The 20,753-nt window shown below is 72.5% G+C and carries 23 protein-coding genes; 9 read left to right on the forward strand and 14 right to left on the reverse strand.

Going from position 1 to position 20,753, the window contains the following annotated elements:
- Positions 1–5 precede the first annotated feature (5 nt).
- Genes BLV76_RS09020 through BLV76_RS09030 form a run of 3 tightly spaced genes read left to right on the forward strand, consistent with a single transcriptional unit; the run spans position 6 to position 2,544 of the window.
- Positions 6–629: a TlpA family protein disulfide reductase gene (locus BLV76_RS09020; RefSeq protein ID WP_090968827.1), complete on the forward strand. Its 624-nt coding sequence runs from the start codon at positions 6–8 to the stop codon at positions 627–629.
- Positions 626–1,363, forward strand: a complete 738-nt coding sequence (locus tag BLV76_RS09025) for an NUDIX hydrolase (protein WP_245734607.1) — start codon at positions 626–628, stop codon at positions 1,361–1,363. The genes BLV76_RS09020 and BLV76_RS09025 overlap by 4 nt, the downstream gene beginning before the upstream one ends.
- A 5-nt stretch (positions 1,364–1,368) precedes the next feature.
- Complete coding sequence (locus BLV76_RS09030; protein WP_090968828.1) at positions 1,369–2,544, forward strand: MarP family serine protease; 1,176 nt, start codon at positions 1,369–1,371, stop codon at positions 2,542–2,544.
- Positions 2,545–2,797: 253 nt separating this feature from the next.
- On the opposite strand, the gene BLV76_RS09035 is transcribed toward BLV76_RS09030, so the two are convergent.
- Positions 2,798–3,196, reverse strand: coding sequence for a phage holin family protein (locus BLV76_RS09035; RefSeq protein WP_090968829.1), 399 nt, complete (start codon positions 3,194–3,196; stop codon positions 2,798–2,800).
- A 156-nt stretch (positions 3,197–3,352) separates the two neighbouring features.
- Here BLV76_RS09035 and nhaA point away from each other — a divergent pair, with 156 nt between their 5' ends.
- Positions 3,353–4,741 carry a Na+/H+ antiporter NhaA gene (gene nhaA / locus BLV76_RS09040; protein WP_090968830.1) on the forward strand — a complete coding sequence of 463 codons (1,389 nt, stop codon included), beginning with the start codon at positions 3,353–3,355 and terminating at the stop codon, positions 4,739–4,741.
- Between the two features lie 36 nt (positions 4,742–4,777).
- The gene (locus BLV76_RS09045; RefSeq protein WP_090968831.1) at positions 4,778–5,209 is read left to right on the forward strand and encodes a VOC family protein; all 432 of its coding nucleotides are present in this window, start codon (positions 4,778–4,780) and stop codon (positions 5,207–5,209) included.
- A 25-nt stretch (positions 5,210–5,234) separates the two neighbouring features.
- Here the strand turns inward: BLV76_RS09045 and BLV76_RS09050 are convergent, their stop codons facing one another.
- Genes BLV76_RS09050 through BLV76_RS09080 form a run of 7 tightly spaced genes read right to left on the reverse strand, consistent with a single transcriptional unit; the run spans position 5,235 to position 10,621 of the window.
- The gene (locus BLV76_RS09050; protein ID WP_090968832.1) at positions 5,235–6,380 is read right to left on the reverse strand and encodes a sensor histidine kinase; all 1,146 of its coding nucleotides are present in this window, start codon (positions 6,378–6,380) and stop codon (positions 5,235–5,237) included.
- The gene (locus BLV76_RS09055) at positions 6,377–7,087 is read right to left on the reverse strand and encodes a response regulator transcription factor (RefSeq protein ID WP_090968833.1); all 711 of its coding nucleotides are present in this window, start codon (positions 7,085–7,087) and stop codon (positions 6,377–6,379) included. Before BLV76_RS09055 ends, BLV76_RS09050 begins: the two co-directional genes overlap by 4 nt.
- A gap of 4 nt (positions 7,088–7,091) precedes the next feature.
- Positions 7,092–7,505, reverse strand: a complete 414-nt coding sequence (locus BLV76_RS09060; RefSeq protein WP_090968834.1) for a hypothetical protein — start codon at positions 7,503–7,505, stop codon at positions 7,092–7,094.
- A complete protein-coding gene (locus tag BLV76_RS09065) occupies positions 7,502–8,674 on the reverse strand; it encodes a molybdopterin-dependent oxidoreductase (protein ID WP_090968835.1) in 1,173 nt (390 codons plus the stop codon). Before BLV76_RS09065 ends, BLV76_RS09060 begins: the two co-directional genes overlap by 4 nt.
- Complete coding sequence (locus tag BLV76_RS09070) at positions 8,674–9,309, reverse strand: class I SAM-dependent methyltransferase (protein ID WP_217630299.1); 636 nt, start codon at positions 9,307–9,309, stop codon at positions 8,674–8,676. The genes BLV76_RS09065 and BLV76_RS09070 overlap by 1 nt, the downstream gene beginning before the upstream one ends.
- Positions 9,306–9,956 carry a TIGR04282 family arsenosugar biosynthesis glycosyltransferase gene (locus BLV76_RS09075; protein ID WP_090968836.1) on the reverse strand — a complete coding sequence of 217 codons (651 nt, stop codon included), beginning with the start codon at positions 9,954–9,956 and terminating at the stop codon, positions 9,306–9,308. The genes BLV76_RS09070 and BLV76_RS09075 overlap by 4 nt, the downstream gene beginning before the upstream one ends.
- Entirely contained in the window at positions 9,953–10,621 is a 669-nt protein-coding gene (locus BLV76_RS09080) for a glycosyltransferase family 2 protein (protein ID WP_090968837.1), read from the reverse strand. Before BLV76_RS09080 ends, BLV76_RS09075 begins: the two co-directional genes overlap by 4 nt.
- 114 nt (positions 10,622–10,735) lie before the next feature.
- On the opposite strand from BLV76_RS09080, the gene BLV76_RS09085 reads away from it, so the two are divergent.
- Positions 10,736–12,064 carry a hypothetical protein gene (locus BLV76_RS09085; protein WP_090968838.1) on the forward strand — a complete coding sequence of 443 codons (1,329 nt, stop codon included), beginning with the start codon at positions 10,736–10,738 and terminating at the stop codon, positions 12,062–12,064.
- Positions 12,065–12,068: 4 nt separating this feature from the next.
- On the opposite strand, the gene BLV76_RS09090 is transcribed toward BLV76_RS09085, so the two are convergent.
- The 5 genes from BLV76_RS09090 to BLV76_RS09110 all read right to left on the reverse strand — a co-directional run bounded on the left by BLV76_RS09090 (position 12,069) and on the right by BLV76_RS09110 (position 18,170).
- Entirely contained in the window at positions 12,069–13,118 is a 1,050-nt protein-coding gene (locus BLV76_RS09090; RefSeq protein ID WP_090968839.1) for an NAD-dependent epimerase/dehydratase family protein, read from the reverse strand.
- Positions 13,115–13,930 carry an S-methyl-5'-thioadenosine phosphorylase gene (locus BLV76_RS09095; protein ID WP_090968840.1) on the reverse strand — a complete coding sequence of 272 codons (816 nt, stop codon included), beginning with the start codon at positions 13,928–13,930 and terminating at the stop codon, positions 13,115–13,117. The genes BLV76_RS09090 and BLV76_RS09095 overlap by 4 nt, the downstream gene beginning before the upstream one ends.
- A 142-nt stretch (positions 13,931–14,072) precedes the next feature.
- The gene (gene acs / locus BLV76_RS09100) at positions 14,073–16,001 is read right to left on the reverse strand and encodes an acetate--CoA ligase (RefSeq protein ID WP_217630469.1); all 1,929 of its coding nucleotides are present in this window, start codon (positions 15,999–16,001) and stop codon (positions 14,073–14,075) included.
- Positions 16,002–16,206: 205 nt separating this feature from the next.
- Positions 16,207–17,814 carry a solute symporter family protein gene (locus BLV76_RS09105; RefSeq protein ID WP_090968842.1) on the reverse strand — a complete coding sequence of 536 codons (1,608 nt, stop codon included), beginning with the start codon at positions 17,812–17,814 and terminating at the stop codon, positions 16,207–16,209.
- The gene (locus BLV76_RS09110; RefSeq protein WP_090968843.1) at positions 17,814–18,170 is read right to left on the reverse strand and encodes a DUF485 domain-containing protein; all 357 of its coding nucleotides are present in this window, start codon (positions 18,168–18,170) and stop codon (positions 17,814–17,816) included. The genes BLV76_RS09105 and BLV76_RS09110 overlap by 1 nt, the downstream gene beginning before the upstream one ends.
- Before the next feature lie 170 nt (positions 18,171–18,340).
- Here BLV76_RS09110 and BLV76_RS09115 point away from each other — a divergent pair, with 170 nt between their 5' ends.
- Genes BLV76_RS09115 through BLV76_RS09125 form a run of 3 tightly spaced genes read left to right on the forward strand, consistent with a single transcriptional unit; the run spans position 18,341 to position 20,323 of the window.
- Positions 18,341–18,994, forward strand: a complete 654-nt coding sequence (locus BLV76_RS09115; RefSeq protein ID WP_175539616.1) for a phosphatase PAP2 family protein — start codon at positions 18,341–18,343, stop codon at positions 18,992–18,994.
- Complete coding sequence (locus BLV76_RS09120) at positions 18,991–19,890, forward strand: NAD-dependent epimerase/dehydratase family protein (RefSeq protein WP_090968845.1); 900 nt, start codon at positions 18,991–18,993, stop codon at positions 19,888–19,890. The genes BLV76_RS09115 and BLV76_RS09120 overlap by 4 nt, the downstream gene beginning before the upstream one ends.
- Positions 19,891–19,930: 40 nt before the next feature.
- Positions 19,931–20,323 carry a VOC family protein gene (locus BLV76_RS09125; protein WP_090968846.1) on the forward strand — a complete coding sequence of 131 codons (393 nt, stop codon included), beginning with the start codon at positions 19,931–19,933 and terminating at the stop codon, positions 20,321–20,323.
- Here the strand turns inward: BLV76_RS09125 and BLV76_RS09130 are convergent.
- Positions 20,307–20,720, reverse strand: a complete 414-nt coding sequence (locus tag BLV76_RS09130) for a GNAT family N-acetyltransferase (RefSeq protein ID WP_090968847.1) — start codon at positions 20,718–20,720, stop codon at positions 20,307–20,309. The two genes, BLV76_RS09125 and BLV76_RS09130, sit on opposite strands and share 17 nt — an antisense overlap.
- Between the last annotated feature and the right edge of the window lie 33 nt (positions 20,721–20,753).

Raw genomic sequence — 20,753 nt, forward strand, 5'->3', positions numbered from 1 at the left:
CCCGCATGAGGAAGGTGCTGGTCGCGGTCTTCGTGGTCGCCATCGTCGCCGTCGGCGCGCTCACGTGGTCCGCGATGAGCGGCGGCGGGATCGACGTACGCCCTCCCGACGTGGACGTCGACACGCCTGCCCTGCGGGAGCAGAAGGCCCGGGCCGGCATCGAGGACTGCACGCCGGGCACCGGCGAGCCCGTCGCGGACGGTCTCCCCGAGGTGACGCTCCCGTGCCTCGGTGGCGGCCCCGACGTCGACCTCGCCGCCCTGCGCGGCCCCTTGATGATCAACCTCTGGCAGGCCAACTGCGAGCCGTGCAAGAAGGAGATGCCGGTCCTCGAGGCGTTCCACCAGCAGTACGCCGACCAGGTGGCCGTCGTCGGCATCGACTTCAACGACGTGCACCCGGCCCGGGCGCTGGCGCTGGCCGAGAGCACCGGAGCGACCTACCCCGCGATCGCCGACCCCGGCGGCGACCTGATGGTCGAGCAGGCCTTCGCGATCGGCCGCCGCGGACTGCCGGCCTTCGTCTTCGTCGACGCCGACGGCACGGTCGTCTCCCAGACGTCGGGCGGCGTGGAGTCGATGGACGAGCTCAAGCAGCTGGTGGCCGACAACCTCGGGATCGACCTGTGACCCTCCCCGGCTGGCTCGCCCCCGTGGTCGAGGCGTCGTCCACGATCACGGTCCACGAGCTCACCCGGTTCATGCCGCCGGCGGACGCCGATCCCCGGCGGAGCGCGGTGCTCATGGTCTTCGCGGACCGCGACGGCGACGTCACCGGCCCCGACGACCTCGCCCACCGTGGCGAGCTGATCCTCACCGAGCGCAACCACCACATGCGCTCCCACCCCGGCCAGGTGTCCTTCCCCGGCGGCTCCCTCGACCCGGGCGAGACCGCGGTCGAGGCCGCGCTGCGCGAGGCGTGGGAGGAGATCGGCCTCGACCCGGCCGAGGTCGAGGTCTTCGGCGAGCTCCCCGAGCTCTGGCTGCCGCCGAGCAACAACGCCGTCACACCAGTGCTGGGCTACTGGCGCGACCGCAGCGACGTGCACATCGCCAGCCCCGCCGAGGTGCACGAGATCCACCACGTGGCGATCGCCGACCTGCTCGACCCCGACAACCGGATCCAGGTCCGCCACCCGAGCGGATGGCTCGGCCCGGGCTTCCTCATCGGGCCCGACCACGACGTGATCCTCTGGGGCTTCACCGCCGGCATCATCGCCCGCCTCTTCTCCTACCTCGGCTGGGCCGAGGACTGGGCTGAGCAACCGGGTGGGGCGCGGGTGCGTGACCTGCCGGACCACATGCTGCAAGGTGTCCCCCAGAACCCGCGACAGGCCGCGCCGAACACCGATCTCGAGGAGTGAGCTCCATGAACCTCCTCGACTGGTGCCTCGTCGCACTGGTGGGCATCTATGCCCTCTCGGGCTACTGGCAGGGGTTCATCACCGGCGCCTGCGCCACGGCGGGCCTGCTGCTCGGCGGCATGCTCGGCATCTGGGCCGCACCGCTCGCGCTCGGCGACGCCTCGCCGTCGCTCTGGGTCTCGCTGGGCGCGCTGTTCATCGTCATCATCGCGGCCTCGCTCGGACAGGCGCTGCTCCAGTTCGCCGGCACCAAGGTCCGCGACCGGATCACCTGGCAGCCCGTGCGCGCGCTCGACGCCGTCGGGGGTGCCGCCCTCAGCGCGGTCGCCGTGCTCCTGGTCGCGTGGGCCCTCGGCGTCGCGGTGTCGGGCACCCGGATCGGCGCGATCACGCCGCTGGTGCGCGACTCGACGGTCCTGGCGAAGGTCGACCAGACCCTGCCGGCCGACTCGAGCAAGGTCCTGCAGGCCTTCAACAACGTCGTCGGCACCACGTTCTTCCCGCGCTACCTCGAGCCGTTCGCGCCCGAGCGCATCGTCGCGGTCAAGCCCGGCGACCCCCGGATGCTCACCGACCCCGACGTCGTCGCGGCCGAGGCCAGCGTGGTCAAGGTCCGCGGCGCCAACGGCTGCGGCAGCGGCGTCGAGGGCACCGGCTTCTTCTACGCACCCGGCCGGCTGATGACCAACGCCCACGTCGTCGCGGGCGTCACCCGACCCGAGGTCGAGGTCGCCGGCTCCACGGTGGTGGCCTCGGTCGTGCTCTACGACCCCGACCTCGACATCGCGGTCCTGTCGGTGCCGGACGCCGGCGTGCCGACCCTGGCGTTCGACACCGAGGTGGAGCCGCGCGACCCGGTCGCCGTGCTCGGCTACCCCGAGGACGGCCCCTACGACGTCGAGTCCGGCCGCGTCCGCTCCGAGCAGCGGCTCCGCTCGCCCGACATCTACGGCGAGGGCACCGTCATCCGCCAGGTCTTCTCGCTCCGCGCGCTCATCCGCCCGGGCAACTCCGGCGGTCCGATCGTCACCTCGGCCGGCGAGGTCGCGGGCCTCGTCTTCGCCGCCTCGGTCAGCGACCAGGACACCGGCTACGCGCTGACCGCCGACCAGGTCGCCGAGTCCGCGGAGGCCGGGATCGCCCGCACCTCACCCGTCGACACCGGCACCTGCGTGCGCTGAGCGTCGTACCCCCGCGCTCCGGGCGGTGCGTGAGCCACATCCTCGGCGTCAGGAATGTGGGTGGGCCACCGCCCGCCGGCGAGTCGCGAGCGTGTCCTGCGCGGGCGGTGCGTGAGCCACATCCCCGCCATCAGGAATGTGGGTGGGTCACCGCCCGTCGGCGAGTTGCGAGCGTGTCCTGCGCGGGCGGTGCGTGAGCCACATTCCCGAGCTCCGGAATGTGGGTGGGCCACCGCTCCTAGCGAAGGAGGGGTCAGCCCTTGCCCTTGAGGGCGCTGGGGATCTGCTTGCCCTGCTCGATCGCGCGCTCGGGCGCCTTGACCTGCTTGACCTGCTTCACGCCGACGAGGCCGAGGATCGCGGCGAGCAGGACGTAGACGCCGAAGACGATGAGGAACGCCCAGTGCAGGCCGAGGCCGGCCCAGTGGATGAAGTAGGCGATCGAGACCGACAGCATGATGATCGCGAGCAGCAGCAGGAAGGCCGCGGCGGCGAAGAGGCCGATGCCGAGGCCGCCGTGCCGGACGCTGACCTTCAGCTCCGACTTGGCGAGCTGGATCTCCTTGGAGATGAGCGAGGAGATGTCGCGCTGCGCGTCCATGACGAGCTTGCCGAGCGTCGGATCGTCGTCCTGGATCGGTGCGTTGGCCATGTGCGGAGGTGTCCTTCGGTACGCCGGTGTGGTGACGTTGCGACCCTACCAACGGGTCGCGTCTAGACTGGGCTGCAGGTGAGCCGGGAAGTCTGGTCGGCCCGCGGTTGCGACTGCGGTGATGATCCTCCGACCACCCCGAAAGGTGGCCACCGCATGGCCTCACGTCCCGGCAGCCCCGACCCCCGCAAGCTCGACGAGCTCTGGGAGACCGGTCCCGTCTACAGCGCGAGCGACAAGCCGCTGGCCCGCCTCGTGGCACGGCCGGTGCGCGAGTTCCTCCGGGTCGAGGCCGCCGGCTCGCTGCTCCTGCTCCTCGCGGCGGCGGTCGCACTCGTGTGGGCCAACAGCCCGTGGGCGTCGTCGTACGACTCCCTCTGGCACACGCACCTGGTGCTCGACCTCGGCCCGCTCCACCTCGACGAGTCGCTCCAGCACTGGGTCAACGACGCGCTGATGGTGGTCTTCTTCTTCGTGGTCGGGCTGGAGATCAAGTACGAGCTGGTCAACGGGGACCTGCGTGACCCGAAGACGGCCGCCCTGCCGATCGTCGCCGCGGTGGGCGGGATGGTCGTGCCCGCCGGCATCTACCTCGCGCTCAACCTGCCGGGCAGCGACGGCAACGCCGGCTGGGGGATCCCGATGGCCACCGACATCGCCTTCGCGGTCGGCGTGCTCGGCATCCTCGGCCGACGGATCCCGTCGGCCGCACGGCTCTTCCTGCTGACTCTGGCGATCGTCGACGACATCGGCGCGATCCTGGTGATCGCGGTCTTCTACACCGCCGACCTCTCGCTCGGCTGGCTCGCGATCGCGGTCGGGCTGCTCGCCGTCATGGTGCTCGCCCGCCTGCTGCGGGTCTGGTCGACGGTGGTCTACGTCGTCCTCGGCGTCGGCGTGTGGTTCGCCCTGCTCGAGTCGGGCGTGCACGCCACGCTGGCCGGCGTCGCGATCGGCCTCCTGGCGCCGGCGACCCCGCTGCTCAAGGAGGACGTCGCCCGCGGCTACGCCCGCGAGGCCCTGAAGGACAACCAGCTCGACGCCGACGAGCTCCACCGGTTGCGCTTCCTGCTGCGCGAGTCGGTGTCCGTCGTCGAGCGTCTGCAGAGCAGCCTGCACCCGCTGTCGGCGTACGTCGTACTCCCCGTCTTCGCGCTCGCCAACGCCGGCGTCGAGCTCGGTGCGATCGGCAAGGTCTTCACCGAACCGGTTGGGCTCGGCATCGTGCTGGGGCTGGTGCTCGGCAAGCCGGTCGGCATCTTCCTGGCGTCGTTCGTGGCCGTACGACTCGGGCTGGGCCGGCTGCCCGACGGGACCTCGTGGCCGATGCTGCTCGGCCTCGGCGCCGTCGGCGGCATCGGCTTCACCGTCTCGATCTTCATCGCCGGACTGTCCTTCCCCGGCGCCGACCTGCTGACGGAGGAGGCGAAGATCGCGATCCTGCTGGCCTCGCTGCTCGCGGCCGTGGTGGGCGTCGTGCTCCTGCTGCTGACCGCCGGCGGCACCTCGTCCGAGGAGGAGCCGGTGGAGCCGGCCGACGCGTGACTCCCCGCCCCTTCGGGTGACGGGTAGACAGGTCACATGGCACTCGTCACCAGCACCGGCTTCGCCCACGTCCGACTCACCGTCACCGACATCGCGCGCTCGAAGGACTTCTACGACCGGCTGTTCGGGTGGCCGACCGCGGTCGACAACTCGGCCCGCGTCGACGAGCCCGGCGTGCGCGACTCCGCCGAGGAGTTCTTCGGCGGCACGGTCTACCAGACCCCGCAGGGCACGCTGTTCGGCCTGCGGCCGGTCGGCGCGGAGGGTTTCGACCCCGATGCCACCGGTCTCGACCACGTGAGCTTCGCCGTCGACTCCCGGGCCGACCTCGAGGCGGCTGTCACCGCGCTCGGCGAGGCCGGCATCGAGCACGGCGAGATCATCGACCTCACCGATGCCGGGATGGCGATCCTGTCCTTCCAGGACCCCGACGACATCAACGTCGAGCTGACCGCACCGCTCGGCTGAGCCCGCTGCGGGACAGGCCCCGCACTCAGCCGGTGGGGAGCACCACGCGGAAGCGGCAGCCGGGAGCCGGAGCGTCCGCGCTGCCGACGTTCTCCACGTCGACCATGCCGTGGTGCGCCTCGACGATGCCCTTGACGATGGCGAGCCCCAGCCCGGCCCGCGACGTGTGCACGTCGTGCATCGGGCTCTCGGGTGTCCGCGCGGTGGTACCCCTGTAGCCGACGTCGAAGATCCGCTCGCGTGACTCGTCGGGGATGCCTGCGCACCCGTCGGTGACCACGAGCTCGACCCCACCGTCCACCGGCGCGGCGGTGACGTGCACGGTGCCGTCGGCCGGGGTGTGGCGGATGCCGTTGACGATGAGGTTGGCCAGCACCCGGGAGAGCCCGGCAGGGTCGGCGGCGACCTGCAGGCCGTGGGTGACCTCGCCCCCGAGGTGCACGCGCCGGGCGCGGGCGACGGGGTCGGCGGCCGCGATGGCCTCGCTGACGAGGTCGCCGAGCACCACCGGCTGCGGCTCGACGACGAGCTGGCCGGCATGGATGCGGGAGAGCTCGAACAGGTCGTCGACCATGGTCACCATCCGGTCGACCTCGCCGCGGATCTGCCGGTGGTAGCGAGCCGGGTCGGTGGCGATCGAGTCCTCCAGCGCCTCGGCCATCACCCGGATCCCGGCAAGCGGCGTGCGGAGGTCGTGGGAGACCCACGACACCAGCTCGCGTCGGGACTCCTCCAGCCGCTGCTCGCGCTCACGCGCGTCGGCCAGCCTCGCGTGCGCCGCCGACAGCTCCGCGGACAGCTCCTGGAACTCGGCCGGGCCCCGTCGCCCGGCGGCGACCTCGCCACCTGCGCCCACGCGGCGTACGTCCTCCCGCAGCGACCGTGACCACCGCACCAGCGCCGTGGAGAGGACCATCGCGGCGACGAGCGAGACCACGGCAGCGGCACTGGTGACGATCAGCACCACGGAGCGGTCGTGCGAGGAGATCAGCATCCGCCGCGAGATCGCCTGCACGCCGAGGAGGACGGTCAGCGTGGTGACCACGGCGACGAGCGCGAGCTGCCAGCGCAGGGACCGATGACGCAGTGCCCAGCCGACCAGCAGGCCGAGCAGGCCGACGACGAGGCCGCTGCAGATCGCCACGGCCCAGATCTCGGCCAGGTCGCTCATCGGCTCGCCTCCTGGTCGTGCGGTGGCTGGGGCTCCCAGCGGTAGCCGACGCCCCACACGGTGAGCAGCCGGGTCGGGGTCGTGGGATCGGCCTCCACCTTCTCGCGCAGCCGGCGGACGTGGACGGTGACCGTCGACTGGTCCCCGAACGACCAGCCCCAGACCTGCTGCAGCAGGTCGTCGCGGGAGAAGGCGACCCCCGGCCGGGAGGCGAAGTGGGCCAGCAGGTCGAACTCGCGGACGGTCAGGGCGGCCTCGCGCCCGGCGCGGGTCACCACCCGTCGGGCGCGGTCGATCATGAGGTCGCCGTCCACCACGACGGACGGCACGGAGGCGTCGGCCGAGCCCGCCGAGCGGCGCAGGATGGAATCGACGCGCAGCACGAGCTCGCGGGGGCTGAACGGCTTGGTGACGTAGTCGTCCGCGCCGATCTCCAGGCCGACCACCCGGTCCTGCTCGCCGCCGAGCGCCGTGAGCAGCACGATCGGTACGTCGCTGTGCCGCCGCAGCCGACGGCACACCTCCAGCCCGTCGAGGCCGGGCATCATCACGTCGAGGACGACCAGGTCGGTCTCCAGCCGGTGCACGGCGTCGAGCGCCCCCGCGCCGTCGACGGCCTCGTGCACCTGGTGACCGGCGTTGCGGAGGTAGTCCACGACCACCTCGCGCACGGTCGCGTCGTCGTCGACGACGAGCACACGGGCCATCGTCTCACTCCTCGCCGTGGGCCCGGCGGGACCGGACGAACCCGGCGATCACCACGGACACCACCACGATCGCACTGAGGGCCCACCAGGTCGCGACGTAGGGGCGGTCGAGCAGCGTGGGGTTGTCCGCACGCGCCCCGCCCCGGGTCAGCACGGGCACGGCGACGACGGTGAGCGTGCCCCACACGACCAGGGCGACGAGCGCCGGTGCCCGCCACGACCGGGGGAGCACGCGGGCCCCGAGCAGGCACACGCCGATGAGGGCGGCGGAGAGCACGAAGTCGTGGGCGACCACGCCGGCGCCGAACCAGAGGGCGACCTCGAGCCACTGCGCCGGGTCCTGCCGGGACAGGAACAGGAAGGCACCGTAGAGGCCGACCAGGACGCCGACGGCGCCGAGCGCGAGCCGGGTCCTCACGTGCCCACCTCCAGCCGGGTGACCCACTTGGTCTGCAGCACGCCCGGTCGGTTCGGTGCGATGAGCCGGCACGGGTAGCCGTGGTCGAGCGCCAGCTGCTCACCGGAGAGGTCGAGCGCCAGCAGCGTGCGCGGGTCGGCGGCGAAGCCCGCCGGCAGCGTCGTGACCCGGTAGGGCCCCGACTCCTGGAGGGAGGTCACCGTGACGTCGCGGTCCGCAGGTGCGCCGGCGGCGTCGAGCAGGTCGGCGAGCCGGACGCCGGACCAGCTGCCCTGGGCGCTCCACCCCTCGACGCACGCGATCGGCAGGTCGGCCGTGTGCTGCGGCATCGCGCGGAGGTCGTCGTACCGGAGCGAGGTGGCGACCACCCCGTCGACGAGCACCTCGAGCCGCCAGTCGTCCGACATCGCCGACTCCTCGACCCCGGCTGCTCGTGCGGACTTGTTGATCGGGACGCCACCCGGCCCCTCGCCGGTGCGGGTGGCGAAGACCGACACCTTCCGGAGCCAGGGAACGGTGCCGCCGGCAGTGGCGAGCACGGCCACGCCCGCGGCGATGAAGGTCGTCCGGACCAGGCCGCGGCGCGAGAGCGCTCCCGGGGCGGTCGCCGTCGCGCGGTCGTGGGCGGTCGCCTCGATGTCGCTGGTCAGCACGTCGCGGATGATCGGCAGCTTCACCGCGATGTGCACGACGAGCGCGCCGATGGCGACCCAGGCGATGGCGAAGTGGGTGGTGCGGAAGGAGAAGGTCGTCCAGGGGTACCACTGGGCCGCGTTGAGCAGCCCGGTCGCGAGCTGGAAGATCGCCGACGCCACGAGCACGCCGATCGAGGCGCGCTCGAGCACCGCGAGCAGCAGGCGGCGGTGGTCGCGCAGCGGCAGGCGCTCGAAGAACTTCGGCAGCACCGACCAGAGCTTCACGAGCAGCAGCGGGATGGCGGCGACCCCGGAGGTCACGTGCAGGCCCTGGGTCACCCGGTAGCCCCAGCTCGGGCTGGTCGGGAAGGGGACCGGCTGCGTGGGCAGCTGCGCGTAGTGGCTGACCAGGCCGGTGACGAAGCAGATGCCGAACGAGACGCCGAGCCACACGCCGACGCGGGCGGCGACGGCCGGGCTGCGGAGCCGCGAGGCGAACTGCTCGGGCGTGGGAGGAGCCAGGGGCGTCCTCATCAGTCGGCGTCCCAGAGCACGGCGACCCAGCGGTCCTCGAGGTGGTGCACGTCCAGGATCGCCAGCCCGGCCTGCTCGGCGACGGCCTCGAGGTCGTCCAGCCCCAGGGTCGCCCACCGGAACGGCCGGCTGCGCTGGCCCTCGGCGTCGAGCACGGCCCAGCTCTGGACCAGCCCGGTGCCGGGGCCGGTGACCTCGACGACGACGCGGCCGCCGGGAGCCAGGAGGGTCAGCACGCGCTGGAGCAGCGTGACCGGGTCACCCCCGATGCCGATGTTGCCGTCGGCCAGGAGGACGGTCTCCCACCGTCCCTCACCGGGCACCCGGCGGAAGACGTCGCGGCAGAGCGCGGAGGCTCCACGCTGGCGGGTCAGGGTCACGGCGGCGTCCACCACGTCGATGCCGAGGGCGACGTGCCCCGCCTCCTGCAGTGCGTGGGTCATCCGACCGGGACCGCAGCCGATGTCGAGGGTCGAGTCGACGCACAGGGCGACCATGGCGCGGTCGACCGCGTCGGCCGGCCGGGTCCACATGTCCACCGGGAGGGCCACCGGCTCCGCGCCGAGCCCGACGACGACGGTGGGCGAGCCGTGCAGGGCGTTGCCGAACACCTCGGTGAAGGACAGGTCGGTCACAGGGTGCCTCCTCGGGCGGTGCTGCGCCAGAGGCGCGCGAATCGGGTGTGCGGGGCGAGCTCGGCCACACGGTCGGCGTCCTCGACGGTGTCGACGTCGGTCATGGCGCCGGTGCTGCCGACCCGGCAGCCGGCTCGCTCGAGCGCGCGCCGGGTGTCGGCGTAGGTGTCCGCGGTCGACATCTCGACCTCCGCCACGTGTCGTACGACGTCGGGGTCGCGGCGCGCCAGCGCCCACCAGCCGCCGTCGTCGGCCGGGCCCAGCACCGCGTCGTGGTCGGCGAGCCCGGCGGCGGCAGCGGTCAGCGCCTCGGCGGTGACGTGCGGGGTGTCCATCCCGATCTGGACCACGACGCCGTGACCGGCGTCGTCGTGGGCGTGCACCAGGCGCTCGGCGAAGCTGTCTCCTCGCTGGGCGGTGATGGTCCAGCCGTCGAGGGCCGCCGCGAGGGCCTCGCCCCGGACGGCACCGGCGAGGTCGCCCGACAGGCTCAGGTGGCCCTCCATGCCGGCCTCGCGACAGGCCTCGATCGTGTCGAGGAGGGCAGCCGCGGCGAGCTCGGCGGCCCTCCCTGCCCCGACCTCCGCGCCCAGCCGGGTCTTCACCTGGCCGGCGACGGGCGCCTTGGCGACGAGCAGCACCTTCATCGCAGCACCCGCATGAAGTCACGGGCCGTGCGGGCGGTGCCGACGACGGAGCCGGAGACCTTGGAGCGGGTGCCCTCGGCGCGCGGGTGGTAGTCGACGTCGTGCTCGACGACGCGCCAGCCGGCGCGGGTGATCGCCTGCAGCAGCTCGACCGGGTAGCCGAAGCGGCGGTCCTTCAGGTCGAGGTCGAGCAGGGCCTGGCGCCGGCAGACCCGCATCGGCGCGATGTCGTGGGCGTCCATCCCGATGGAGCGGCGCAGCCAGGCCGCGATGAGTGCATTGCCGGCCCGGGCGTGCCAGGGCCACACGCCCCGCGAGGTGGGGCGACGCCTGCCGACCGCGATGTCGGCTCGTCCCTCCCGGACGTCCGCGAGCAGCGGGAGCAGGTCGGCGGGGTCGAACGAGCCGTCCCCGTCCATCACGGCGACGTAGTCGCGGGTCGCGGCGACCATGCCCGCGTGGACGGCCGAGCCGTACCCCGGCACCGGCTCGACCACCACGCGGGCCCCGAGGCCTGCTGCCACCGCGGCCGTGCCGTCCCGTGAACCGTTGTCGACCACGATCACCGCGAACTCGACGGGCACCCTCGCCAGCAGCGCTGCCAGCGCCGGAGCCTCGTCGCGGCAGGGGAGGACGAGGTCGCAGACGGCGGCATCGCTGGGCATGTCGTCGAACCTAGCCACGAACGGCCGCCGACGGACCATCCCTGGGGCTTACGGAAGTGTGACGTCCCGAGCCACCCGAAACCGGCCGGGATGGCGCGACCTAGGCTCGAGGACATGACCGCCCGGACCCCGATCGCACGCGCGGCCGCGGTCGGGCTGGCTGTCGCGGCGGTGGTGCTGCTCGCATCCTTCGTCGTCCCGCCGCTCGCCGGCTGGGACGTCGACGCGCGCAGCGACATGCTCGGCGCCCCGCCGACGCACGGCTACTGGCAGGCCAAGGTCGGCCTCGGGACCGTGCCCGCGCTCGTGATCGCCGCCCTGGGCGTGTGGCGGGCCGAGGCGTGGGCGCTCGCGTGGTCGTGGCGGCGGGTCCTGCTGACGTCGTACGTCGTCGCGCTGGCGTGGCTCCTCGCGCTCGCGCTGGTCGACGGCACGTCCGGCCTGACCCGGGTGATGACCAACCACCACGAGTACCTGCTCACGGCTCGCGAGATCCACGACGTCCCGGCGATGCTGCGCGAGTACGTCGACCGGATCCCGCGCTCGCACCCCGACAACTGGGACACCCACCCGGCCGGCCACCCGCCCGGGGCCCTCCTGTTCTTCGTGGCGCTCGTGCGCGTCGGTCTCGGCGGTGACCTGTCGGCCGCGCTGACGATCGTCGTGATCGCGGCGAGCATCCCGGCGGCGACGATGCTGACGCTGCGGGCGCTCGGCGCGGACCGCCTGGCCAGGCTGGCGGCGCCGTTCCTCGTGCTCTCGCCTGCCGCGGTCTACCTCGCGGTCTCGGGGGACGCGTTGTTCACCGCCTACGCGGCGTGGGGCCTGGCCGCGCTGGCCTGCTCCGCGACCGCCCGCTCCCGGCGGGGGCTCGTCGGCTGGGGCGTGACCGCCGGGCTGCTGCTCGGCTGGTGCGTGATGAGCTCCTACGGACTGCCGCTGCTCGGCATCCTGGCCCTCGCCGTCCTCTGGCTGGCGAGGTCGTGGTGGCCGCTCCCCGTCGCCGCGGTCGCGGCCCTGGCCGTCGTGCTCGTCTTCGCGGCCTACGGCTTCGCGTGGTGGGAGGCCTACCCGGTCCTCGTCGACCGCTACTGGGACGGGATCGCGGCGACCCGCCCGGCGTCGTACTGGATGTGGGGCAACTTCGGGGCCCTGCTCGTCTCGGCCGGGCCGTTGCTGGGGGCGGGCGTCGCGGTCGCGGCGCGCCGCCACTCCGGCGAGGACCGGGTGCCCGCCACCCTCGCGCTGGCCGGCGCGGCTGCTGTCGTGCTCGCCGACCTCAGCGGGATGTCGAAGGCCGAGGTCGAGCGGATCTGGCTGCCGTTCGTCCCGTGGCTGACGCTGTCGCTCGCGCTGCTGCCGGGCGGCTGGCGACGGTGGGGCCTCGCGCTCCAGGTGGTCGCCGCGCTGCTGGTGCAGCACCTGCTCTACACGTCGTGGTGACCCCTCAGGTGCGCAGCGGCGCCGTCGCGAAGTCGGCCAGGCCGGTGGTGGGCTCGACCGAGGCGGTGAAGCCGAGGTCCGCGCGTGCCCGCTCCGGCGATGCGACCACGTGCCTCACGTCGCCCGGCCGGAACTGGCCGGTGACCTCGGGCTCGATCCCGCTGCCGGTGCCGGCGCCGACCTGCCGGGCGACGTCGAGGATCGTGACCGGTGTGCCGGAGCAGACGTTGTAGGCCGCATAGCGCGGGACGTCCTCGGCCACCACCTGCTCGAGGGCGAGCACGTTGGCGCGGGCGACGTCGTCGACGTGGACGAAGTCGCGCACCTGGCCGCCGTCCTCGTAGACCTGCGGACGCTCGCCACGCTCGAGCGACGAGCGGAACATCGCCGCGACGCCCGAGTAGGGGGTGTCGCGCGGCATCCCCGGCCCGTAGACGTTGTGGTAGCGCAGCGCCACGGCGCCCGCGCCGGCCTGGCGCACCCACGACGACGTGTAGTGCTCCTGCGCGAGCTTGCTCGCGGCATAGCTGCTGCGCGGGTCGAGCCGCGCGTCCTCCGGGACCAGCGACCAGCCGAGCGCGCGGTCGCAGAGCGGGCAGTGGTTCTCGAAGTCGCCCCCCTCGAGCGCGGCGACCGATCGCGGCGGCGGTTCCTGGACGCCGTGCTCGGGGCAGGCGTAGCGGCCCTCGCCGTAGACGACCATCGACGAGGCGAGCACCAGCCGGTCGACGCCCGCGTCATGCATCGCGGCCAGCAGCGCCGTCGTACCGACGTCGTTGTGGGAGGCGTACGCCGGCAGGTCCCCGACGCGGACGCCCGCGCCGACGAGCGCGGCCTGGTGGCACACGGCGTCGACGCCGCCCAGCAGGTCGGCCCACTCGGGCGAGCCGGCATCGCGTACGTCGAGCTGGTGGACGCCGTCGGGCGGCGTGCTGCTGCCGTGGGCGGAGGCGAGCATCAGGTCGACGCCGACGACCTCGTGCCCGGCCTCGGCGAGCCGACGTCCGATCGCGGTGCCGATGAACCCGGCGGCGCCGGTGAGCAGGACCCTCATCGGCCGGCCTCGACGCCGGGCACCTCGTAGGTCAGCTCGCCGCCGTCCCACCAGGAGCCGCAGGCGCAGCCGTCCGGGTCGGGGAGCGCGGCGACCGCCGAGGTGAGGAGCCCGGTGAGGCGCTCGAGGTTCGCCCGGAAGAGCGCGAAGACCTCCTCCTGGCCGACGCCCTCGCCGGACTCGGCGCCGGCGTCCATGTCGGTGACGAGCGCGAGGGAGGCGTAGCACTGGCCCATCTCGCGGGCGAGCGCGGCCTCGGGGGCGCCGGTCATGTTGATCAGGTCCCAGCCCTGGTCGGCGTAGTGGCGCGACTCGGCGCGGGTGGAGAACCGCGGGCCCTCGACGACGACCATCGTGCCGCCGCCCCGCACGTCGGGATCGGCGCCGACCAGCGCGGCCGAGACGCCCGGGCAGTAGGGATCGGCGAAGGGGAGGTGGACCGCGCCCGACTCGACGAAGGAGCCGATCCGGCGGTACGTGCGGTCGACGAGCTGGTCCGGGACGACGAGGTCACCCGGGGCGACGGTGTCGCGGAGGCCGCCGACCGCGCAGGGGGCGATCACCTGGCGCACGCCGAGGGAGCGGAGCGCCCAGGCGTTCGCGCGGTAGTTGATGCCGTGGGGCGGCGCCTCGTGGTGCTTGCCGTGGCGGGGAACGAAGGCGACCGAGCGGCCCGCCACCTCGCCGATCGCGATCGGCGCCGACGGGTCGCCGTACGGCGTCGCGACCTCGTGCTCGGTCGCGTCGGGCAGGAACGAGTAGAAGCCGGATCCGCCGATCACGGCGACGTCGACGCGGGGGGTGGCGCTCATCCCGCCACCCTAGTGAGCCCCTCCTGACCCGGCAGGAAGTGAGTCCCCCGGACGCTGAGTCGTCAGGAACTCGTCAGAAGACCCGCTGAGTCGGCAGAAAGCTTCTGCCGACTCAGCGGGCTCAGGCGTCAGCCGCGCCGACTCAGTCCTCGGAGGAGCCGGAGCTCTTCGACTTGATCAGGTCCATGACCGTCGAGTCGGCGAGCGTCGTGACGTCACCGACCTCGCGGTCCTCGGCGACGTCCTTGAGCAGGCGGCGCATGATCTTGCCGGAGCGGGTCTTGGGCAGCTCGGCGACGACCATGATCTGGCGCGGCTTGGCGATCGCGCCGATCTCCTTGGCGACGTGCTTGCGGAGCTCCTCGACGATGTCCTCGCCGCCGTCGCCCGCGGAGTCACGGAGGATGACGAAGGCGCAGACGGCCTGGCCGGTGGTCTCGTCGGCGGCACCGACGACGGCGGCCTCGGCGACCTTCGGGTGCGACACGAGGGCCGACTCGATCTCGGTGGTGGAGAGGCGGTGGCCTGAGACGTTCATGACGTCGTCGACCCGGCCGAGCAGCCAGATGTCGCCGTCGTCGTCGAGCTTGGCCCCGTCGCCGGCGAAGTAGAGGCCCTTCCACCGCGACCAGTAGGTGTCCTTGAAGCGCTCGTCGTCGCCCCACAGCGTGCGCAGCATGGCCGGCCACGGCTCCTTGAGCACGAGGTAGCCGCCGTTGCCGTTGCCGACCGACTGCGCGTCGTCGTCGACGACGTCGGCGGCGATGCCGGGCAGCGCCTTCATCGCCGAGCCCGGCTTGCCGGCAGTGACGCCGGGCAGCGGGCTGATCATGATCTGGCCGGTCTCGGTCTGCCACCAGGTGTCGACGACCGGGCAGCGGTCGCCGCCGATGACCTCGCGGTACCAGACGTAGGCCTCCGGGTTGATCGGCTCACCGACCGAGCCGAGCAGCCGCAGCGACGACATGTCGTACGCGTCGGGGATCTCGCGGCCCTGCTTCATGAAGGTCCGGATCGCGGTGGGCGCGGTGTAGAAGAGCGTCACCTTGTAGTCCTGGACGATCTGCCACCAGCGCCCCTTCTCCGGGGTCCCCTCGAACATCACCTGCGTCGCGCCGTTGGCGAGCGGGCCGTAGACCATGTAGGAGTGGCCGGTGATCCACCCGACGTCGGCGGTGCACCAGTAGACGTCGTCGTCCTTGAGGTCGAAGACCTCCCAGTGGGTGAACGACGTGCCGGTGAGGTAGCCGCCGGTGGTGTGCAGGATGCCCTTCGGCTTGCCGGTGGAGCCGGACGTGTACATCACGAACAGCGGGTGCTCGGCGTCGTGCAGCTCGGGCTCGTGGTCGGCGGAGGCGTTGTCGACGGCCTCGTGCCACCACACGTCGCGGTCATCGTCCCAGTCGACGTCCTGACCCGTGCGGCGCACGACCAGCACCTTGCTCGCCAGCTCGTCGTCCTCGAGCTTGGTGACCGCCTCGTCGACGGCGGGCTTGAGCGCCGAGGGCGCACCGCGCCGGTAGCCGCCGTCGGCGGTGATGACGACCTTCGCCCCGCAGTCGGTGATGCGGGAGGCGAGGGCGTCGGCGGAGAAACCGCCGAACACGACCGTGTGCGGTGCGCCGATGCGGGCGCAGGCCAGCATCGCGACGACGACCTCGGGGATCATCGGCATGTAGATCGCGACCCGGTCGCCCTTCTGCACGCCGAGCCCGGTCAGCGCGTTGGCCGCCTTCGAGACCTCGTCCTTGAGCTGGGCGTAGGTGATGTCGCGGGTGTCGTCCTCAGGCTCGCCGATCCAGTGCAGCGCGACCTTGTCGCCGTTGCCGGCGTCCACGTGCCGGTCCACGCAGTTCACCGAGGCGTTGATGGTGCCGCCGACGAACCACTTCGCGAAGGGCGGGTTCGACCAGTCGAGGACCTGGTCCCACTTCTGGCCCCAGTCCAGCCGCTCGGCGGCGGAGGCCCAGAAGGCCTCGCGGTCGGAGTCGGCGCGGGCGTAGGCCTCCTCCTTCACGTTGGCGTCGGCCGCGAGCCCGGCCGGTGGTTCGAAGCGGCGGTCCTCGTGCATCAGGTTCGACAGGGTCTGCTCGGACAAGGCTCTCTCCTCGTGAGGGACACGTGTGCAGGGTGGTGCTGACGGGGACGATGACCCCCTCGCCGAACCTACTCCGGCTCGGCGAGGGGGTCACCGGTGGATCTGTGACGGCTGACACTGCTCGCGGAGGCCTGCTGGCGACCGCAACGCCGTCGTCGTACGACGCCTCAGCGACGCGTCAGTGCTGGGACGCCTCCTCCGCGCCGGCGCCGGTGAGGGCGCGCACCTCGAGCTCGGTGAAGCGGTCCTCGGCAGCCGGCTCCTTGGAGGTGACGGCGCCGATGTAGCCGAGCAGGAAGCCGATCGGGATCGAGATGATGCCCGGGTTGTTGAGCGGGAAGATCGCCCAGTCGGAGTCCGGGAAGAGCGAGGTCGGCAGGCCCGACATCACCGGCGAGAAGAACACCAGGCCGACGGCCGCGATGAGACCGCCGTAGATGCTCCACGTCGCGCCGCGGGTGTTGAAGCGCTTCCAGAACATGTTGAAGATGATCGACGGCAGGTTCGCCGACGCCGCGACCGCGAAGGCGAGCGCCACGAGGAAGGCGATGTTGAGCCGCTGCGCCGGGATCGACAGCGCGATCGCGACCGCGCCGATGACGAAGGCGGCGATCCGGGCGACCCGGACCTCGTCGTGCTCGCTGACCGGCTGGTCCTTCTTGATGACGCCCTTGTAGAGGTCGTGCGCCACCGACGAGGAGCTGGCCAGGGTGAGCCCGGCGACCACCGCGAGGATCGTCGCGAAGGCGACCGCCGCGATCAGGGCGAGCAGGATCGCGCCGCCCGTGGAGCCCTCGCCGCCACCGACGGCCTCGGCGAGGAGCGGCGAGGCGAGGTTCTGGTTGCCGCCCTCCAGCGGGTCGACGGCCGAGCGGTCGAGCAGGGCCGCGGCACCGAAGCCGAGCACCAGCGTCATCAGGTAGAACACGCCGATCAGGCCGATCGCCCACAGCACCGACTTCCGTGCGTCCTGCGCGGTCGGCACGGTGTAGAAGCGGATCAGGATGTGCGGCAGCCCGGCGGTGCCGAGCACGAGGGCCAGGCCGAGCGACAGGAAGTCGATCTGCGACGTCAGCGTGGCGCCGTACTGCAGTCCGGGCTGGAGGAACGCCTCGCCCTTGCCGCTGTTGTCGGCTGCGGTGCCGAGCAGGTCGGAGAGGTTGAAGTTGAACTTGGCCAGCACCAGCACGACGATCAGCGCGGAGCCGATCATCAGCAGCACGGCCTTGACGATCTGGACGTAGGTCGTGCCCTTCATGCCGCCGACGACGACGTAGAAGATCATCAGGACGCCCACACCCACGATGGTGAGGTTCTTGATCGTCTGGCTGTCCACGCCGAGGAGCAGCGCGACGAGCGAGCCGGCGCCGACCATCTGCGCCAGCAGGTAGAAGATCGAGACGACGACCGTCGAGATCGACGCGGCCGTGCGCACCGGGCGCTGGCTCATCCGGAACGCGAGCTGGTCGGCCATCGTGTAGCGGCCGGCGTTGCGCAGCATCTCCGCGACCAGCAGGAGCGCGACGAGCCACGCCACCAGGAAGCCGATCGAGTAGAGGAAGCCGTCGTAGCCGTAGACCGCGATGGCGCCGGAGATGCCGAGGAACGACGCCGCCGACATGTAGTCGCCGCCGATCGCGAGGCCGTTCTGGAAGCCCGAGAAGGAGCGGCCGCCGGAGTAGAAGTCGGCGGCGCTCTTGGTCTGCCGGCTCGCCCAGAAGGTGATGCCGATCGTGAACGCGACGACGAGCAGGAACAGGCTCGTGGTGAGCACCTGGGTGTCCATCAGGCCTCCTCTCCCTTGCGGTAGTCGGCGTCGAGCTGGCGGGCCAGCGGGTCGAGCTTCTGCTGGGAGTAGCGGGCGTACATCCACGCCAGCCCGAAGGTCGTGACGAACTGCAGCAGCCCGAAGATCAGCGCCACGTTGATGTGGCCGACCACGCGGGTGTCCATGAAGCCGCCGGCCCAGTTGGAGAGGATGACGTAGAGCAGGTACCAGGCCAGGAAGGCGGCCGTCGCCGGGAACACGAAGCTGCGGTAGCGACGGCGCAGCTCGGCGAACTCGGGGGTGGCGGCCAACCGGTCGTAGATCGGATCGTGTCGTGGGGCCTGCTCAGTGGCGGCCTGGTCCTGCTCTGTCACGGAGCGAGTCCTTCCGGGCGGGGGAGGGTCACGGATGTGACCGCCGTCACCGTGACACCGGTCACAGGACGGGCGGCAGGGGCACGTACGTCCTGCTCGTCGGGTGGGTGCCGCCGCGCGCCGAGCGGTGGGTGGCGCACGACGAACGGTCGGGGTGGCACGCTCTCGTCGTGGACATCTCCGCGCGCACGCGCCACGCCGCCCGCACGCTGACGATCGCCTGGATCGTCCTGCTCCTGGCCGTGCTGGCCGTCGGATGGCTGCTGACCCACCCGCTCGAGTCGAGCGTCGATCCGTGGGACGACAGCGTCTCGCGTTGGATCGCCGAGCGCAGGACCCCCGACGGGGAGCTCCTCGCGGCCTGGGGGAGCCACGTCGCCGACACGGTCGTCGGCGTCGCCCTCGCGGCCGTGTCGGCGTTGGTGCTGTGGCGGGTGCAGCGCACACGGCTGCCGCTCGTCTACTTCACGGTGCTGGTCGCCGGGACGCTCGCGCTCTACCTGGTCGTCACGACCCTCATCACCCGCGACCGACCGCCGGTGGAGATCCTCGACCCGGGTCTCGTGCCCGACCACAGCTTTCCCTCGGGCCACGTCGCGACCTCGATCGTCGTCTACTGCGCACTGGCCATCTACCTCTTCCGGACCGTGCCCGGCTCGAGGCGCTGGGCGTGGATCCTCTTCCTGGCGCCGGTGGTCGTCGCGCCGTCCCGGCTCTACGAGGGTGCCCACCACGTCACCGACGTCGTGACCAGCCTGGTCTTCGCTCCCCTGTGGGTGGCAGTGGTCGCCCGTGCCCTCCTGCCTGACAAGGTGGACGCATGACCTCTCCTGTCGTCGTCGTGACCGGTGCCAACGGACTGGTGGGCAGCCACGTGGTGTCCGCCCTGGTCGACCGCGGGGCGACGGTGCGCGCCGTCGTACGACGACCCGGGACCGCACCCGGGCGACCGGGCGTCGAGGAGCACGTCGGCGACTTCGCCGATCCGGGCTTCGCCGGCTCGGTGGTCGCGGGTGCGGACGCACTCGTCACGACCGTGCACCCGATGGGCGACGACCGCGACAGCCAGCGCCGGGTCGGGGTCGACGGCACGCTCACCATCGCCGACGCCGCTGCTGGCTCCGGGGTCGCCCGGCACGTCCACGTCTCGACGGCCGCGGTCTACGACCGCAGCCCCGGCACCGGTGACGTCGCCGAGGACGGCGACCTCGTCGACGACGACGCCGGCGACTACGCGGTCGTGAAGCGCGACGTCGACGCCGCGCTCGCCCGGGCTGCGGGAACGACCCGCGTCCTGGTGCGGCCGCCGGCGATCCTCGGGCCGGGCGACTCCTCGGTCTGGAACGCCCTGCGCCCCGCGCGGATCCGGGACGACGAGGCCCAGCGGCACGCCGCGCCCGACGCGAGCTTCGCCTGGGTGCACGTCGACGACCTCGCCGCCCTGATCGCCGACCTCGCCTCCGGAGCGATCGCCGCAGGCGACGACCCGGAGGCCGGTCCGGTCGCGGGAGGCTGCACCCCGGTCAACGCGGCCGGCGAGCCCGCGACCCAGCGCGACTACCTCGGCACGGTGACCACGGCCCTGGGCCTCGAGCCGGTCTGGGAGGACGAGCCGGTGTGGACCGGGCAGATCGTCGCCGACCGGGCGCGCGGCTGGGGCTGGACCCCGAGGGTCTCGCTCGAGGAGGCGCTCGAGGAGCTGGCGGCCGGGTTGCGCTGAGGCTTGACCTCAGGTGCACGTGAGCTCGCAGGATGGGTCCATGACCGAGGTCCAGGAGCTCCGCATCACCCTCACCGTCGACGACTTCGACGCGGCGGTGGCGTTCTACCGAGACGCGCTCGGGCTGGCCCAGCTCGAGGACTGGAGCAGTGACGACGGCCGGGTGCTGCTGCTCGACGCCGGTCGCGCGACGCTCGAGCTCTTCGACGAGCGGCAGGCCGCGATGGTCGACGACCTCGAGGTGGGCCAGCGGGTGTCGGGGAAGGTGCGCTTCGCACTCCGGGTCCCGTCCGCTGCCGACGCCTCGGCTGCGCTGGTCGGGGCGGGCGCGACGTCCGTCGCCCCGGCCCGGACGACGCCGTGGGGCGACACGAACGCCCGGGTCGCCGCGCCCGACGGGATGCAGCTGACGCTCTTCAGCCTTCCTGCCTGATCATCCACATCGTCGGGTCGGGCAGCGGCCCGAAGCCCAGCGGCTCGTAGACACCGTGGGCGGTGCCGGTGGCGAGCAGGGTGCGTCGTACGCCGAACGCGTCGAGGTCGCGGTTGACAGCCTTGACCACCATCCGGCCCAGGCCTCGACCGCAGTGGTCGCGGTCGACGTACACGTCGCAGAGCCAGGCGAAGTTGGCGCGGTCGGTGACGACGCGGGCGTAGGCGACCTGCCCGCGGCCGTGGAAGACGCCGTAGTTGAGCGAGTGGGCCGCGGCCGTCCCGACGTTGTCGCGCGTGCGGCCCAGCGCCCAGTAGGCGTCGGTGCTGAGCCACCCGTGCACCCGGTCGAGGTCCATCTCGGCGAGGTCGGTCCGGATCTCGTAGCCGTCACTCATGTGGTCGATCCTGACACCGGGTGGCCGCCTCTC

This window comes from Nocardioides exalbidus (genome assembly GCF_900105585.1).
Taxonomy (GTDB): Bacteria; Actinomycetota; Actinomycetes; order Propionibacteriales; family Nocardioidaceae; genus Nocardioides; species Nocardioides exalbidus.